14 protein-coding genes are annotated in these 15,735 nt (G+C 35.0%); 9 read left to right on the top strand and 5 right to left on the bottom strand.

Features of this window, described 5'->3' with window-relative positions; genetic code table 11:
• Nucleotides 1–165: 165 nt before the first annotated feature.
• A complete protein-coding gene (locus tag ASG22_RS01130; RefSeq protein WP_082504915.1) occupies nt 166–936 on the top strand; it encodes a transporter in 771 nt (256 codons plus the stop codon).
• Between the two features lie 160 nt (nt 937–1,096).
• Here the strand turns inward: ASG22_RS01130 and ASG22_RS01135 are convergent, their stop codons facing one another.
• Genes ASG22_RS01135 through ASG22_RS01145 form a run of 3 tightly spaced genes read right to left on the bottom strand, consistent with a single transcriptional unit; the run spans nt 1,097 to nt 3,760 of the window.
• On the bottom strand, nt 1,097–2,011 hold the full coding sequence (locus ASG22_RS01135; RefSeq protein WP_055979261.1) for a helix-turn-helix domain-containing protein: 915 nt from the start codon (nt 2,009–2,011) through the stop codon (nt 1,097–1,099).
• Between the two features lie 21 nt (nt 2,012–2,032).
• Complete coding sequence (locus tag ASG22_RS01140) at nt 2,033–2,770, bottom strand: SDR family oxidoreductase (RefSeq protein ID WP_055979266.1); 738 nt, start codon at nt 2,768–2,770, stop codon at nt 2,033–2,035.
• Between the two features lie 12 nt (nt 2,771–2,782).
• Nucleotides 2,783–3,760, bottom strand: coding sequence for an aldo/keto reductase (locus ASG22_RS01145; protein ID WP_055979269.1), 978 nt, complete (start codon nt 3,758–3,760; stop codon nt 2,783–2,785).
• A 577-nt stretch (nt 3,761–4,337) separates the two neighbouring features.
• Between ASG22_RS01145 and ASG22_RS21605 the strand changes: the two genes are divergently transcribed.
• The 8 genes from ASG22_RS21605 to ASG22_RS01185 all read left to right on the top strand — a co-directional run bounded on the left by ASG22_RS21605 (nt 4,338) and on the right by ASG22_RS01185 (nt 13,017).
• Nucleotides 4,338–4,517 (top strand): hypothetical protein, encoded by a 180-nt coding sequence (locus tag ASG22_RS21605; protein WP_409991351.1) that lies wholly within the window; start codon nt 4,338–4,340, stop codon nt 4,515–4,517.
• A gap of 2 nt (nt 4,518–4,519) precedes the next feature.
• A complete protein-coding gene (locus ASG22_RS01155) occupies nt 4,520–4,726 on the top strand; it encodes a helix-turn-helix domain-containing protein (RefSeq protein ID WP_055979275.1) in 207 nt (68 codons plus the stop codon).
• Between the two features lie 119 nt (nt 4,727–4,845).
• On the top strand, nt 4,846–5,718 hold the full coding sequence (locus tag ASG22_RS01160) for an ABC transporter ATP-binding protein (RefSeq protein WP_055979277.1): 873 nt from the start codon (nt 4,846–4,848) through the stop codon (nt 5,716–5,718).
• A 2-nt stretch (nt 5,719–5,720) separates the two neighbouring features.
• On the top strand, nt 5,721–8,891 hold the full coding sequence (locus tag ASG22_RS01165) for an ABC transporter permease/M1 family aminopeptidase (RefSeq protein ID WP_055979280.1): 3,171 nt from the start codon (nt 5,721–5,723) through the stop codon (nt 8,889–8,891).
• A gap of 653 nt (nt 8,892–9,544) precedes the next feature.
• On the top strand, nt 9,545–10,231 hold the full coding sequence (locus ASG22_RS21270) for a helix-turn-helix domain-containing protein (RefSeq protein WP_238586832.1): 687 nt from the start codon (nt 9,545–9,547) through the stop codon (nt 10,229–10,231).
• 139 nt (nt 10,232–10,370) lie between these two features.
• Nucleotides 10,371–10,979, top strand: coding sequence for a DUF2306 domain-containing protein (locus ASG22_RS01175; RefSeq protein ID WP_185113776.1), 609 nt, complete (start codon nt 10,371–10,373; stop codon nt 10,977–10,979).
• 256 nt (nt 10,980–11,235) lie between these two features.
• Nucleotides 11,236–12,207, top strand: coding sequence for an aldo/keto reductase (locus ASG22_RS01180; RefSeq protein WP_055979282.1), 972 nt, complete (start codon nt 11,236–11,238; stop codon nt 12,205–12,207).
• The gene (locus ASG22_RS01185; protein WP_055979285.1) at nt 12,208–13,017 is read left to right on the top strand and encodes a helix-turn-helix domain-containing protein; all 810 of its coding nucleotides are present in this window, start codon (nt 12,208–12,210) and stop codon (nt 13,015–13,017) included. It abuts the gene before it with no gap.
• 136 nt (nt 13,018–13,153) lie between these two features.
• On the opposite strand, the gene ASG22_RS01190 is transcribed toward ASG22_RS01185, so the two are convergent.
• Both ASG22_RS01190 and ASG22_RS01195 read right to left on the bottom strand, forming a co-directional pair.
• Nucleotides 13,154–14,032: a glycerophosphodiester phosphodiesterase family protein gene (locus ASG22_RS01190; protein WP_238586833.1), complete on the bottom strand. Its 879-nt coding sequence runs from the start codon at nt 14,030–14,032 to the stop codon at nt 13,154–13,156.
• 299 nt (nt 14,033–14,331) lie between these two features.
• Nucleotides 14,332–15,735 carry a RagB/SusD family nutrient uptake outer membrane protein gene (locus tag ASG22_RS01195; RefSeq protein ID WP_055979292.1) on the bottom strand — a complete coding sequence of 468 codons (1,404 nt, stop codon included), beginning with the start codon at nt 15,733–15,735 and terminating at the stop codon, nt 14,332–14,334.

Raw genomic sequence — 15,735 nt, forward strand, 5'->3', positions numbered from 1 at the left:
TTAATCTAAAAGAAAAATGAATTAATAAATAATTTTGATTGATTTTATCATTAGTACACAATTTGTATTACTCTTAAAAAAATCATGGATCAGAATTCTAATCGACAAGTATTAATATTTATTTTTTTCACACTAATTCTCTCGTATCCATGTAGTGGACAGCAGATGAAGACTGAAAATTTTTCACTTTTCAACCCTGTTCCCAAAGCCAATATGCGAGAAATGGAAACTGACCGTCCAGATGTGACTGAATCTCCGTATACGGTTGATGCGGGACATATTCAGTTTGAAACAGATGTAGTCAGATTTATAAAAGAGAAAGATGAAATAGTACAAACAAATACCCTATTAATCAATCAAATGAATCTCAAAATTGGATTAACAAATAATACAGCAATACAGATTGGTTTTCAATCTTATGGCAAAATGCACGAAAAAGAATTGGATTCTGATACCGAAGAAATAACTTCCGGTCATGGTGATCTTACATTCAGGTTAAAACAAAATTTAATAGGAAATAACAAAGGCGATTTTGCACTGGCGGTTCTTCCCTATATAAAACTTCCTATTTCAAAATATGACAGGGAGAGTCGCTTTGAGGGAGGTGTTATTGTCCCAATGTCTTACAAATTCGCAGGAGAATGGAAGCTCGGACTTCAAGTTGAAGTGGATCGATTAAAGGATAAAGACCAGCCTGCAATGCATACTGAATTTTTGCAGACATTAACCATTAGTCACCCATTAACTAAACATGTAGACTGGATTGCAGAGACTTACTATACCTATGATTTTAAAGCACATCATTTTTCAAATTTTCTCAATGCAGCTATTCAGGTTGAAATATTTAATGATTTCAAACTTGATGCGGGATTGAATTACGGTTTACAGGATTCTGCGGATAAACATTTCTTTTTCGGTGCTTCATACCGTCTTTAATAAAGTTGAAAAGAATTTTTCAGAATATTATTAGATGGAAAGAATTGATAAGTTAAAGTCACTACTCCACATTATGCCCTTTAGGATTGTATTGGCAAGTTATATAATTTAACTAAGATTCAAACCCCGTAAATATTAATAATTCTGTTTTATCTCCCTATTAATTAAACGACTTTCTGAACTCCAAAGGTGAAACATCAGTTTTAGCCTTAAATAATTTGCTGAACGACTGCGAATGTTCAAATCCCAATTCATAAGCAATTTCTGAAACGGATAAATTTGTATTTGATAATTTTTCTTTCGCCCTTTCTATGATGGTATTTTGAATATATTGTTGCGTGTTGAGTCCTGTCAGTGAACTCAACATATCACTCAGATAGCGTTGTGATAATTTTAATTCTGTGCTGATGTATTTGACAGACGGTAAACCGTTCTTAAGGCTGTTCTCTTCCTCAAAATAATTATTTAGCAGTTTATCCAAAGAAGTGATGATATCGTGATTGACTGCTTTCCTCGTAATAAATTGCCTGTTGTAAAAACGGTTGCTATAATTCAGTAACAATTCTATCTGAGAGACCAAAACATTCTGGCTGAAATTATCAATATTATTTTCCAATTCATTGGCTATTGAAGCAAATAAACCGGCTATGATTTCTTTCTCTTTTGCCGATAAAAACAAGGCTTCTGAAACATCGTAAGAGAAAAAGCCATATTGACCGATTGTTTTTCCTAATGGATAATTTCGGATAAAATCAGGATGGAAATACAGCGAGATTCCTTCATAACTTTCTATTTCTTCAGGCGGAAAAACAATTTGTTTAGGCTTCAAAAAAGCCAGTCCGCCTTCTTCAAAATCGTAATACCCCTGTCCGTACTTGATATGACCTGTGAATGTAGGTTTAAAGGAAACTTTATAAAAATCGATACTCACTTTTTGTCCTTTCGGAAACATATCATTGGAGACCGAATTGTAATCTACCAATGCAATTAAAGGATGCATTGGCGCAGGTAATTCCAGCATACGCACCAATTGCGATATGCTGTTAATATGATTGATGTTGGTTGGTTGCTGCATTTTTTTCTACTACTAATGTAATCAATTTTGCTTTGACGGACGAATGACGATATCACCAATTTCAACATCTTTTGGTTGGCTTATGGCATAAATCACAGCATTGGCGATGGCTGTCGGGTTGATAGCAATTTCTTCCATCCCTTTCTGAATAGCTGTTTTCATTTCTTCGTTTTTGATGTTGTCCGCAAAATCTGTTTTCACAAATCCGGGCGAAATTCCTGTAATACGAATGGTTCCGTCTGACTCCTGACGAAACGCTTCTGCAATCGTACGAACGGCATTTTTAGTGCCTGCATAAACACCTTGCAGCTGAACAATTTTTATTCCCGAAGTTGAAATGATATTGATGATATGCCCCGATTTTTGTCGTTTAAAAATAGGAATTGCAGCCGCCATCCCATACAGAACCCCTTTTAGGTTAATGTCGATCATTTCTTCCCAACCGTCCACGTCCAATTCATCAATTCTGCTTAATTGGCTGACACCCGCATTGTTGACGATAACATCTAATTTTCCGTATTGCTCCACTGCTTTATTGACCAGCCGAACTAGATCGGTTTTATTCTTCACATCAATTTGAGCAAAGGTGGCATCACCACCTTCACTTTTTATTTCTTCAACAAGTTGTTGTAATAGTTCTCTGCGTCTTGCACCCAAGACAACCTTTGCACCTTTTTTGGCTAATTCTATGGCAATGGCTTTGCCCATTCCGCTGCTTGCACCGGTAATAACCGCTACTTTTCCTTTGATATTTTGCATTGCTGTTAATTTTTATTTGTCTATTTGTTTTGCTAAAAATTCAGGATAACGCTCTCCTACCAATGTAATTCCATTGAGTGTTGTGTTAATTTTTGTAAGCTCATCAGCTGTTAAAATAATTTTTGTACTCCCGATGTTTTCCTCTAAGCGATGTAATTTCGTGGTCCCGGGAATTGGTGCGATCCAAGGCTTCTGAGCTAATAACCAAGCTAATGCCAATTGTCCGGTCGTCACATTTTTTTGTTTAGCAATCTCAGAAAGTGCATCTACCAAAACCAAATTGGCTTTAATATTTTCTTCTGCGAAACGGGGAAGAACATTTCTACGGTCAACATCCTCTAATTTTTTGTTAATAATTCCTGTTAAAAAACCTTTTCCCAAAGGACTAAATGGAACAAAACCAATTCCCAGCTCTTCTAAAGTAGGTATGATTTCATCTTCCGGTTCTCTCCAAAACAGAGAATATTCGCTCTGCAATGCCGATACAGGTTGAATTGCATGTGCTTTTCTAATTGTTTTTGCACTTGCCTCCGACAAACCGAAATATTTTACCTTGCCCTCCTGTATCAGGTCTTTCACTGTTCCTGCAACATCTTCTATCGGAACATTGGGATCAACTCTGTGCTGATACAATAAATCGATGTAATCTGTTTTTAATCTTTTCAATGATGCTTCAGTGACTGCTCTTATCGTTTCGGGCCTGCTGTCCAGACCTATCGCCGGGCTCGCATCTTTGCAACCAAATTTCGTAGCGATTACTACATCTTTTCTAAAGGGCATTAATCCTTCGCCTACGAGTTCTTCGTTGGTGTAAGGTCCGTAGGCTTCTGCGGTGTCGAAAAATGTGATTCCTCTTTCAACGGCGTTTTGAAGTAAGGTGATGGCTTCTTTTTTATCAAGACCTTTCCCATCGAGAAAGTTCAAACCCATACATCCAAAACCCAATGCTGAAACTTCCAATCCGCTATTTCCTAATTTTCTTTTTTGCATAATTTTTTTATTAATTGATTTTAAAAGCGACTTTATTTTCAATTACAAAATTGCCGATTATCATTCTATAAAAAGTAGCCTGATTGGTAAGTATTGTAGCCAGATTGTTTCATCCTCTAACACCACAAATCTGATATTGTCCAACAATTTAAGTAACGTTGGATTAAATAATATTTTTAATTAATTAATGTTTTACGATAATTAATTATATATTTGCATTAACAAATTTATTGATCATCTTATGAATCAGAATAAAAACATTTCAAAGATCTTATATTACCTGTGCATTGTATTATCCGCAGGCTATCTCCTTACGTTTTTCTATTCGGTATTTTGCCTGTTGACAGGTTTTGCTGTAACTCCTTACAAAGAAGATCTGTATCTGCATATTAACTATCCTTTTACCGAGCAGCCTTTTTTGAATATTGAAAATAACTATCCGTATATCATTCTGTCTTTCCTGCTGGTCCTATTGACTTACGGAATCTTTTTTTGGTTGTCAGCAAAAGTGTTCAAGGTTTTCTTTCAATTTAAATTATTTACCGAAGAAAATATAATACATCTTAAAAGATTTTACATGTATAACATTTTCTGTCCTTTACCGATTGTCATTATAGCAAGTTTCTTTGTAGAAGTGGAAAGTTTCATTTGGGGACTGGTTTTTATTCATTTCATGTTGGGAATTTTCTGTTATTTTCTTGCCAATATTTTTAAACAGGGATTACATTTACAAAACGAACAAGATTTATTTATATAAAAATGCCAATTATCATCAACTTAGACGTCATGCTTGCCAAACGAAAAATGCAGAGTAAAGAATTGGCAGAAAAACTGGGCATCAGCACAGTCAACATTTCTGTTCTTAAAACGGGAAAAGCAAAGGGTGTCCGTTTCGATACCCTAGAAGCAATCTGTAAGGCTTTGGAATGCCAGCCCGGAGATATTCTGGAGTATAAAGAAGAATAATTAATATAACAAAAGCTTCTGTGACCTTAGTTAATTAAGCTTTATTATAAACACTTTTATGCACAATTTAAAAAGCGATGGAGACGTTGCCAGGAATTCCATGATCTAAAATCAATCCTATGAATACTTTAACAATTAATAATCTAAACCTCACCTACAAAAATGGTTTCCAAGCTATTAAAGACATTTCTTTAAAAATAGAAAATGGGATATTCGGTTTATTGGGACCTAATGGAGCCGGAAAATCATCTTTAATGAAAACCATCGTTGGGCTTCAGAAACCAACTTCTGGAACGATCACATTCAATGGGATAAATGTTTCCGAAAATCCGGATCATATCAAACGAAATCTCGGATTCCTGCCGCAGGATTTTGGCGTTTATCCCAAAGTATCTGCATATGATCTTTTGCAGCATATCGCTCTGTTGAAAGGGATTAGCAACAATACAGAGCTGAGTAGCCAAATTTTAAACCTGTTGGAAAAAGTCAATCTTTCCGATTTTAAAAACAAGGAAGTCCATACCTTTTCCGGTGGGATGCGGCAGCGATTCGGTGTAGCACAGGCATTGCTGGGAAATCCTAAGATCATTATTGTTGACGAACCGACCGCTGGTCTGGATCCCGAAGAACGAAACCGCTTCAATTCCTTACTTAGCGAGATCAGTAATGATGTGATCGTGATTCTTTCTACCCATTTGGTTGAAGATGTACGGAATCTATGTTCAGATGTAGCCATTATCAATCTGGGGAAACTTTTAACTCAGGGAAATCCAACTGAATTGATTGCTGAGTTGGAAAATAAGATCTGGTCAACACCTATTGAAAAAAATCAGTTGGAAGATTACCAATCCCGTTACCGCATCATCAGCCAGCAGCTGATCGAAAGAGAATTATATATCACTGCCTTCTCGGAACAGCCGCTTCCTGATTTTACATCCGTAAATCCATTGTTGGAACACGTCTATTTCAACACACTTACCCAAAACTCATAGTTATGAATGTTTTATTCTTATTCGAGGTCAAACGTACAATCAAACGTTGGCCTGTATATCTTATTGCCTTAATTCTAGTATTGATCGGCATTTTTTGCGGCAATCAGTTCAACCTGACAGTTGGAGAAGGAATTTATCTTAATTCTCCTTACACGATTGGTTTTATGGCAGGATTACTGAGTCTGGTTATCATCTTTTTTGCAATAATTTTTGCTATTCAGGTGCTTTTTAAAGATTGGGATTCGAAATTTGATATTCTTATTTTCTCGTATCCCTTTTCAAAGCGAGCTTATTTACAGGGAAAGTTTCTCACATTTTTTCTACAGACTTTTTTAAGTTTTACATTTTTAATGATCGGATTTGTAATTGGACAAAATCTAAGAACGGGAAGTGAGATCCAACCTTATTTTAACTTTTGGCATTACCTCTACCCTCTTCTGATCTTCGGAGGAATCAATTGTTTTTTCGTGTGCAGTTTTTTATTTTGCATCTCTTTCAACACGAATAAAAAGCTTCTGGTTGTGGTTGGCGGACTGTTTCTTTATGTTCTATACATGATCATACTGGTATTTTCCAACTCGCCCTTTATGGCAGGAAGTTTACCACAATCCCTGGCAACACAGCAATTATCAGCATTGATCGACCCTTTTGGCATTTCATCCTATTTTTTTGAAGCAAGAACATTATCTGCTCAGCAAAAGAATGAAATAATTGTTCCCTTTTCAGGATATTTATTGATCAACAGAATCGTTTTTGTGATTATTTCAATGCCCTTTTTAGTAGTGACATACAGGTTGTTTTCATTCTCTCTGCTTTCTCAAAACAGAAATAGAATCAAAAAAGGGATAGCAAGTATTTCTTTTAATAAAAATTTAGCACCTTTTGGAACCGCAAGATCTTCTTTTGGGTTTATTTCTAATATAAAATCCATATTATCGTTTGCGAAGATCGATCTCATTTATCTTTTTAAAAGCATCACTATTATAGCTGTTTCAATATTACTCTTATTTTTTGTGGGAATGGAAATGTATGCTGAAATTGAAAAGGGAATCCGTATTCCGCAACAATACTCAAGTTCAGGATTGATGTCGACCACCATTTCGGAAAATTTTCATCTTCTCGGAATACTTATTGCCATTTATTTTATCAACGATCTGTATTGGAGAAGCCATTCGTCGGGATTTTTACTGATTGAAAAAAGCACCTTTTTTTCTAAAAATAAATTGAGCGGGCATTTTCTTTCTATCACTGTTTTATTTTTCTTTCTTACCGCAATTTTAATTTTTGAAGGGTTGATATTTCAGTTCATTTACCGTTATTTTCAAATCGATTGGAATGCGTATTTGGGAACCGTTCTTTTTAATACTTTTCCATTGATTCTTTTTTCAGCTTTTATTTTGCTAATCAATGACAATATCAAAAATCGATTTGTAGCGCTGGGAGTTTCCGTGCTTGTTGGTTTTACATTTGCCGGACCGGTTTCAAAAAAAATCTTATCCAATCCACTGTTGAGAATATTTTCTGATTATAAAGGGGTCTACAGCGACTTTAACGGATATCAACCCTATGCTTCAGCTTTTGTAGAACGATTGCTGTTTGGATTAGGTCTAATTGCTGTTTTATGGATGATTAATGAGTATGTTAAAACTAAAAAACGAAATATCAAATCACTTATTTTCGCCACCCTTTTATTATTTATCGGAGTTTTTGCTGGAAATCTTTTTATGAAAGGCTATATTCCTCAAAATGAAGATGAAAAGATCATACAATCGGCTCAATACGAACAGAGATTTAAACATTATAAAAATATTGCACAGCCAACGATCATAGATGTGATAACCGAAATCCAGCTTTATCCATCTGAAAATTCTTATAAAATAAACGGAACCTATAGGTTATCAAATCAGACTGATAAGCCTATTGAAAAGATCTTAATTAATTTCAATCCCGACCTCAAAATAGAATCAGCTACTTTCAAAACAGCTTCCGAATCCAAAAAAATTGATCATACAGTCACTGTGCTTTATCTAAAACAACCTTTACAGCCGGGAGGAAAAGCCAGTTTAGATTTTAAAATTTCCTACCATTGGTCGGCTGTCAATGGTCACGATTCTTTCAATTCAATCATAGAAGATGGATCTTTTATGAGGATCAGCCGATATTTTCCTACTTTCGGATACCAAGCGAGTAATGAAATTGAAGATGAAAAAAAACGGGCCGAATTTAAGCTGGGAAAACAATCGGAATTAAAAAAATTAGAAACTCCTGAAGTATTAAAAAAAGATTTCATTAATCTGGATATGACCGTTTCTACGGAAAAGAACCAGACTGCTATCGGAACCGGAGATTTAATTCAACATTACGGTAAAAATAACAGAAACTATTTTCATTACAGATCGAATGGCATTCCGTTTCGTTTTGCGGTTTCTTCTGCTCGTTATAAGGTAAAAAGTATGATCTATAAAGGAATAACGATCAATATTTTCTTTAACAAAAAACATTCAGAGAACGTAAATCATTTACTTGAAAATGCAAAAATCACATTAGATTACTGTAGAGAAAATTTTGGAAAATATCCATTCAAGACCGTTAATTTTGCAGAAGTTTCTTCTTTCACCAAAGGTTTTGCAGCAACTGCTTATCCATCATCCATCTTTATGACGGAAGATATGCTTTTCCACGCCAATATTCGTGCAGATAAAAATCAGGATGTCATCAATGAGCTTGCCGGACACGAACTTTCACATCTCTGGTGGGGAAATAGCCAAATCGATCCGGATGAAAGAGAAGGTGCGACGATGCTGACCGAGACGCTTGCCATGTACACCGAAATGATGATCTACAAAAAAATGCACGGTAAAGAAAAAATGATGGAAAAACTGAAAGTGCATCAACAGATATTTGACAATGAAAAAGGCTTGTCTGAAAATCAGCCTCTTTACAAAGTGAGCGGTGAAAATACGCATATTTCGTATTCAAAAGGTGCAATCATTATGGTAAAATTAAGCGAAATGATTGGTGAAGACAAAGTTAATATTGCTCTTAAAAATTTTCTTTTGCACAATCAATATCCTAAAAAACCAACCACTTTGGATCTGCTTCAAGAATTTTATAGAGTAAGTCCTAATGAAGAAATCAGAAAGAAAGTCTACAATTTATTCAGTTCTAAATAACTTTAAAACCTGTATTAATCATATTTAGATTACCTAAATGAACAAACAAATCCTCACTTTTATCATTGTGGGGATTTGTTTAATATCAATTTTTAACTCTAAGACATAGTTTCCTTTAAATATCAATGCCTAACCTGAAAGTTTTGTTTTAATTTTCTTATTAAATTTAAAATGAATATATTTCAGTTCATTTTATGTCTATTTTGATGGGTCTTGATGTAGAATCTTTTTCTTTGCAACTATTTTATTTAGCTGGAATTTTAATTGCTTTTTTTGCCTGCTTTCTAATATTGGGAAAGCCTCACAAAAGATCGGCAGATTATTTTCTTTCGGTATGGTTCTCCTTAATTGGGATACATCTGATCTGCTTTTTATTTATATTTTCAAACACCTATATTGAATTTCCTCATTTCCTTGGGTTAGAAATACCTCTGCCTCTGGTTCATGGTCCAATGTTATATTTGTATATTCGATGTCTTACAGGGAATTTTCCGAAAAGAAAGACCTGGCTGCTACATTTCGTACCCATGCTGATTATTTACATTTTTCTGACGAACTTTTTTTTGATGTCATCCCACGAAAAAATTGCTATCTATCAACATAATGGAGGCACTTACAAAATACTTCGTACCATCATAAGCTTAATAATTCTTATGTCTGGTATTTTATATATCATTTTAAGTACTTTAGAAATAAAAAAATATCAAAGACAGATATCAAATATCTTCTCCAATACTGAAAAGATCAACCTGAACTGGGGATATTATCTTATCATTGGAATATCGACAATCTGGATAGCTGTTATCATAAAAAGTGAAATTCTCATCTTTTCTCTCGTGGTATTATTTGTGGTATTAGCAGCTTATTTTGGAATCAGTAAAGTAGGTATTTTAAATCCGGATCTACTCACAAAGAAGGACGAAGAGAATTTAAATACCGACAATGATCTTGAGCATCCAAAATACCGGAAAAATTTTGCCGGTGACGAAATGATCCAGCGCATTTATAAAAAATTAGATTTTTTGATGAACGATCAGAAGATTTATAAAGATCCGGAACTCAATCTGAACCATATAGCAAAACTACTGGATGTTCATGCCAACGTATTGTCGCAAACCATCAACTCTGTCGAAAATAAAAACTTTTACGACTACATCAACCGTTACCGTATCGAAGAATTTAAAAGGCTAGTTATATTACCGGAAAATCAAAAGTTTACAATTCTGACATTGGCATTTGAATGCGGGTTTAATTCCAAGACCTCCTTCAATAGAAATTTCAAGAAATTTACAGGTTGTTCACCTCGAGAATTTTTAAAAGACCAAAAGATTATTTCCTGATGATCTTTCCTGCAATTCAAAACAGACACACCGAGCATTTTTATATTTAAATTATCTAAAAAATAGGTATCATCTCTCATTTTGGAACACTTTGATCATCTGTAATGCTGACATTTACAGAAAATTGATAAATTATATTATGAGAAAATTACTGTTTGTAATACTTTGTATTTCTGCGCTTTTAATTGGTGCCTATCCTTTGATCTATCTTTTTGTAGATCATAAAAACACTTTCCTAAGCACCAAATCGCCAGAGCTTATCACTGATTTAGTTTGGAGATCCGCATTTTTTCTACATATTATTTTTGCTGGTTTTTCATTATTAATTGGCTGGGCACAATTTGGCAGTAAGTTTCGAAATAAGCATTTGAAACTACATAGAGTTGTAGGAAAAATCTACATTATATCTGCATTGATAGGCTCGCTTTCAGGAATTTATCTAGGCTTTTACGCTAATGAAGGCACCTTAGCCGCTTTAGGATTTATATCTTTGGGATCGGTCTGGTTTATATGTACACTTACTGCTTTTTTAGAAATCAGAAAAAGAAATATAATACTCCACCAACAACTTATGACATACAGTTATGCGTGTACATTTGCAGCGGTTACACTGCGATTGTGGTATCCATTTTTGGTAAAAATGACTAATGATAATTCCATCTCATACATTGCTGTTGCTTGGTTATGCTGGATTCCCAATATTTTTGTGGCTTATTTTATTAATAAAAAGAATAAAATAATATCGTAAATGTAAATCAGTACAAATTTGTAAGTATCTTTTATTCTCTGTATTGATTTTATTATTCTTGTTACAAATACAACCATTTTCCGATCAACTCCAATACAAATATCTTTGCAAAAAACTAAATAACAGTATAAAAAGTTTAGTGACTTGTCAATTCAATGTTGTTATAATGAACTGTACAGACAAGTAAATTGAACCGTACGCTAAAGTTACCTGCCGAATAAATACTGAACTTTGTCTTATCAAATTCAATCAAAAAATGTCAAAAATTACAAAAATTCAATTGGGTCATAATGGACCTATGGTTTCAAAACTCGGTCTGGGATGTATGCGAATGTCATCAATATGGGGAGGTTCAACTCCTGATGAGACAGAAAGCATTGCCACAATTAATGAAGCTTTGGACAGCGGGATCAATTTCCTGAATACCGGAGATTTTTATGGTGCAGGCCACAACGAGATGTTGATAGGAAAAGCCATCAAGGGAAGACGGGATGATGCCTTTATCAGCGTCAAGTTCGGAGCTATTTTCCACAATGGGCAGTGGATCGGAATGGATCTTCGTCCTGCAGCCATCAAAAACTTTGTCAACTATTCCCTTACCCGATTAGGAATAGAGACCATAGACCTTTACCAGCCCAGCAGAATTGACAATAGTGTTCCAATAGAAGACATTATCGGAACAATCGCAGGTTTGGTTGAGGAAGGCAAAGTACGTCATATCGGGGTATCAGAGATAACTGCTGATCAGCTTCGTACGGCTAACAGTGTCTATCCGATCAGTGCCCTGGAGATCGGTTATTCTTTGGCAGACCGTCAGATAGAATATGATCTGTTGCCTGCTGCAAAAGAATTGGGAATTGCTGTCATTGCTTTTGCCAACACAGCCGAGGGTCTTTTGACAGGAGATCTGAAAGCACCAATCGCAAATAATGACTATCGAAATCATTTCTCCCGTTTTCAGGGCGAAAACCTGATCCATAATCTTGAGAAAGTTGAGATTCTGAAACAGATGGCTCACAGCAAAGGTTGCACACCGACTCAGCTGGCGATTGCCTGGGTCAAGGAGCAGGATAAAAACATAATGCCATTGGTAAGTATGAGCCGCAGATCAAAGCTGCCCGAAAACATTGCTGCAATGGATATTGTATTTACACAAGAGGAGATGAACATTTTAAACAGTACATTTGCAATAGGTGCCATCAAGGGCAGTACTTATTTACAAAGATAAATGGAAAGTCCAGCAGAAATTCTTCCCGGCGTTATATTTTACTCTTACCTTTCGTCAGAAAAGAAGGAAAAGGCATGTATCTGGAATCACCACACATTGGTAATGCAGGTTTCCGGTCAGATGGTTCTTGAAACTTCGGAGCAGAATTTAACAATCTCTGCCGGAGAAGTGTTGCTGATCCATAAAAATCAGCTGGGAACGCTTACCAAAACACCTGAACCCGGTGGATATTATGAAACGATAGTTATCTCACTACAGGAAGATCTGATGCGTAAGATTTTTTTGGAAGATAAAATGGATGTTGTTTGTAAATATACAGGTGCTCCCAATTTAGTAATCCCCAATGATGATTTTCTCAAAGGTTATTTCCAGTCTATCATTCCTTATGCGCGAAATTCAGGTGCTGCAATGACAGACGAAATGGGACTTTTAAAAGTGAAGGAAGGCATCAAATTAATGCTGCTTGCCGTTCCGGAACTTCGAAATTTTTTATTCGATTTTTCAGAACCGTTTAAAATCGATCTTGAAAGATTTATGTTGAGTAATTATCAGTTTAATGTTCCAGTAGAAGAATTTTCAAAACTAACGGGCAGAAGTCTTTCCGGGTTTAAAAGGGATTTCCAGAAAACTTTTGGAATGCCCCCACGCAAATGGTTGCAGGAAAAAAGACTGAATGAAGCCAGGCATTTAATTGAAAATAAAAATAAAAAACCGTCTTCCATCTATCTTGATCTTGGATTTGAAAGTCTTTCCCATTTTTCTCATGCTTTTAAGAAGAAATTTGGGAAAGCACCCACATTAGGCTTGTAAAAAGAACCTTTTCAATGAATAAACAACAGCCCTGAAACTTTTGATAAAGCATCAGGGCTGTTCATCATTTTTTAGCATGACATTCCTTATTTAATTACCTGAATACAAATAAGATGACTCGCAAATTATTTTTAATCTAATAATAAAGTTTTTTATTTTTCAGATAGATAATCAACTCTTTAGGTCTGTCTGTTTGGATAATATTAACCCCTTTGCTGATGTACCAATCATAAATATTAGGATTTTCCAGCACTTTATCGTCATTATTTCCTGCATTGTGATGTGGCCATAAAGAGTTTACCCATATTTTAACCTTGTTTTCTCTTATTTTCTTAAAATCGATCAGGCTCTTTTCGGTTACTCCAACTGTAAATTCAAAGCCATATACCTTATAGTTTTTAAGAAAATCTGAAATGTTTTTAAGATCTTCATCTTTCCCTAATCTGATAATCGGCATATAATGAATCTCATTTTTAATACTACTATATTTTTCATTAAACTCAGCATAAGATTCGTGACCCTTAAACAAAATCTGATCAAACATTTTTCTATTTTTCACTAAAGGATAAACCTGTTTGATGTAATCAAAACCTTTGTCCAGATTAAGCAGAATTTTCCCTTCAGAAATTTCCAAAATTTCCTGTAATGTAGGAACTTTCATTTGAGTTTCTACTCCCAAACCGTCTCTGAGATTAAGCTGTTTAATTTCAGCTAATGTAAAATCCGATGGTTTTCCTTTTCCGGTTGTTGTTCTGTCGATTGTATTGTCATGCATTAAGACCAAAACACTGTCTTTCGTCATTGCAAGATCTATTTCAGCCATATCAACCCCTTTTTCAATGGCCTTTTTTACCGCCCATACAGAATTTTCAGGAGCTTCCCTCCAATCACCACGATGAGCAACCACCATTACTTTATCATCAGGAAATTTAGATAAAGAAACTTCTTTTTTTTGAGCAGAAAATTTTAAAAAAGCAGCTACAAAAAGCAGTACAAATAATTTATTATTGATCATTATTTTTAGTTTAAATTATTAATTGATTTTGAAAATCCCATCCCGGGAAAGAAAGTGTAAAAAATTAAATCTAAAGGAGGCCGGGATGAGATAAATTATTTTAACCGTTGTACATTTTGCTGCATTCTCGTCGATTTGAATATCTTTTTGAAAAAATTCATATCGAAAAGCTTGTAATTTTGAAGATAAAATCTATTCTCGATACATTTTTTCTCCACTTTGTTACGAAAAAACACTCGAATTGAAGAATTTAATACCAATTTTTTTCAAATGCACAACGGCTTTATTTTATTATATTTTTAATATCCGGGATTTTGCTTAAGCGCAGGATCTGTATTAATTTGTCCTTGTGGAACAGGCATAAAAAGATGATGTTCTTTAATCTGCGCCGTGCTGTATCCCGGATTATTATTGAAATACGTAGTCATTACCGAAATAGCTTTTCCTGTTCTTACCAGATCAAACCAACGGTGCCCCTCTCCCACAAATTCCAGTCTTCTCTCTCTGTCTATTTCATTTAAAAGTAAATCTTTAGTGGAAAGACTGACGGTGGAAATTCCTGCTCTGGTTTTGATTTTATTTAAATAGAAATTAGAATTGGTAAAATCGTTCTGTTCTGCGAAACATTCAGCCATCATTAAATAAACATCGGCTAGCCTTAGAACGACAAAATTACTTCCCCCATCGGCAATGGTATTGGAAGTTTTCGCCAATTTTTTACTGAACGGAATTCCGTTTGATGTAAGACCTATGTAAGCCGAACGTCTTGTATCGCCCGCTGAATAAAGATTATAAACTTCTTTGGTCGGAAGATTATGTCCTTTTGCCCCGGAAACCGACCCCGATGGACTGAACATCTGAAAAGCTGTACTCCCTTCTGAGTTTCCATTTAATCCTGACGCAAACTGTACATCAAAAATAATCTCTGCGTTGTTTTCATTGGCAACATCGAAAATTTTACTGACATCCGTTAATAATTGATACCCCAACCCTTCAATCTGATTGAGATACGTTAAAGATTCTGCATATTTTTTCTGTGTTAAAAGCACTTTGCCTAAAATCCCTAAAGCAGCACCTTTTGTCACTCTCCCCTTCTGAATTGTAGACGTGGGTAATAAAGTAATAGCTTCTTTTAAATCAGTTTCTATTGCAGTATAAACTTCTGAAACAGGTGTCCTTGGCTGACCGAAATAGTCGTTCACATTAGTAGTTTCTTTTAAAACCAGAGGAACATCACCGAAAGTTCTTACGAGATTAAAATACATCAACGCTCTTAAAAACTTCATTTCGCCTTTTCTTGAACTTTTCAGAGCATCTGTCATATCAGAGATTTTATCAATTCGTGCCAAAATAATATTGGCCTGCTGGATTCCAATATAGTTGTCTTTCCAAGTGCTTGCAATTAAACTGTTATTAGGCTGAATGGTAAAAAAATCAAGTTCTCCATACGTGAAAGCGTCGTTTGCAGGAACCTCATCGTAGGTATTGTCAGATGGCAATTCTCCCAACGCCGGCATTCCCAATTGGTATTGTCCTGTATACTGAAGCGATCCGTACACTGATGTTATACCCTGCTCGATTTCTGCAGAATTGGTGTAAAACTGTGATGAAACTTTTTGTGCTTCAGGATTTACATCCAAAAGATCAGATGAGCACGAAGCAATAACTGAAAGGCTGAATATTGTAATAATTATTTTTTTCAT

This window comes from Chryseobacterium sp. Leaf405, from assembly GCF_001425355.1.
Lineage (GTDB): Bacteria > Bacteroidota > Bacteroidia > Flavobacteriales > Weeksellaceae > Chryseobacterium.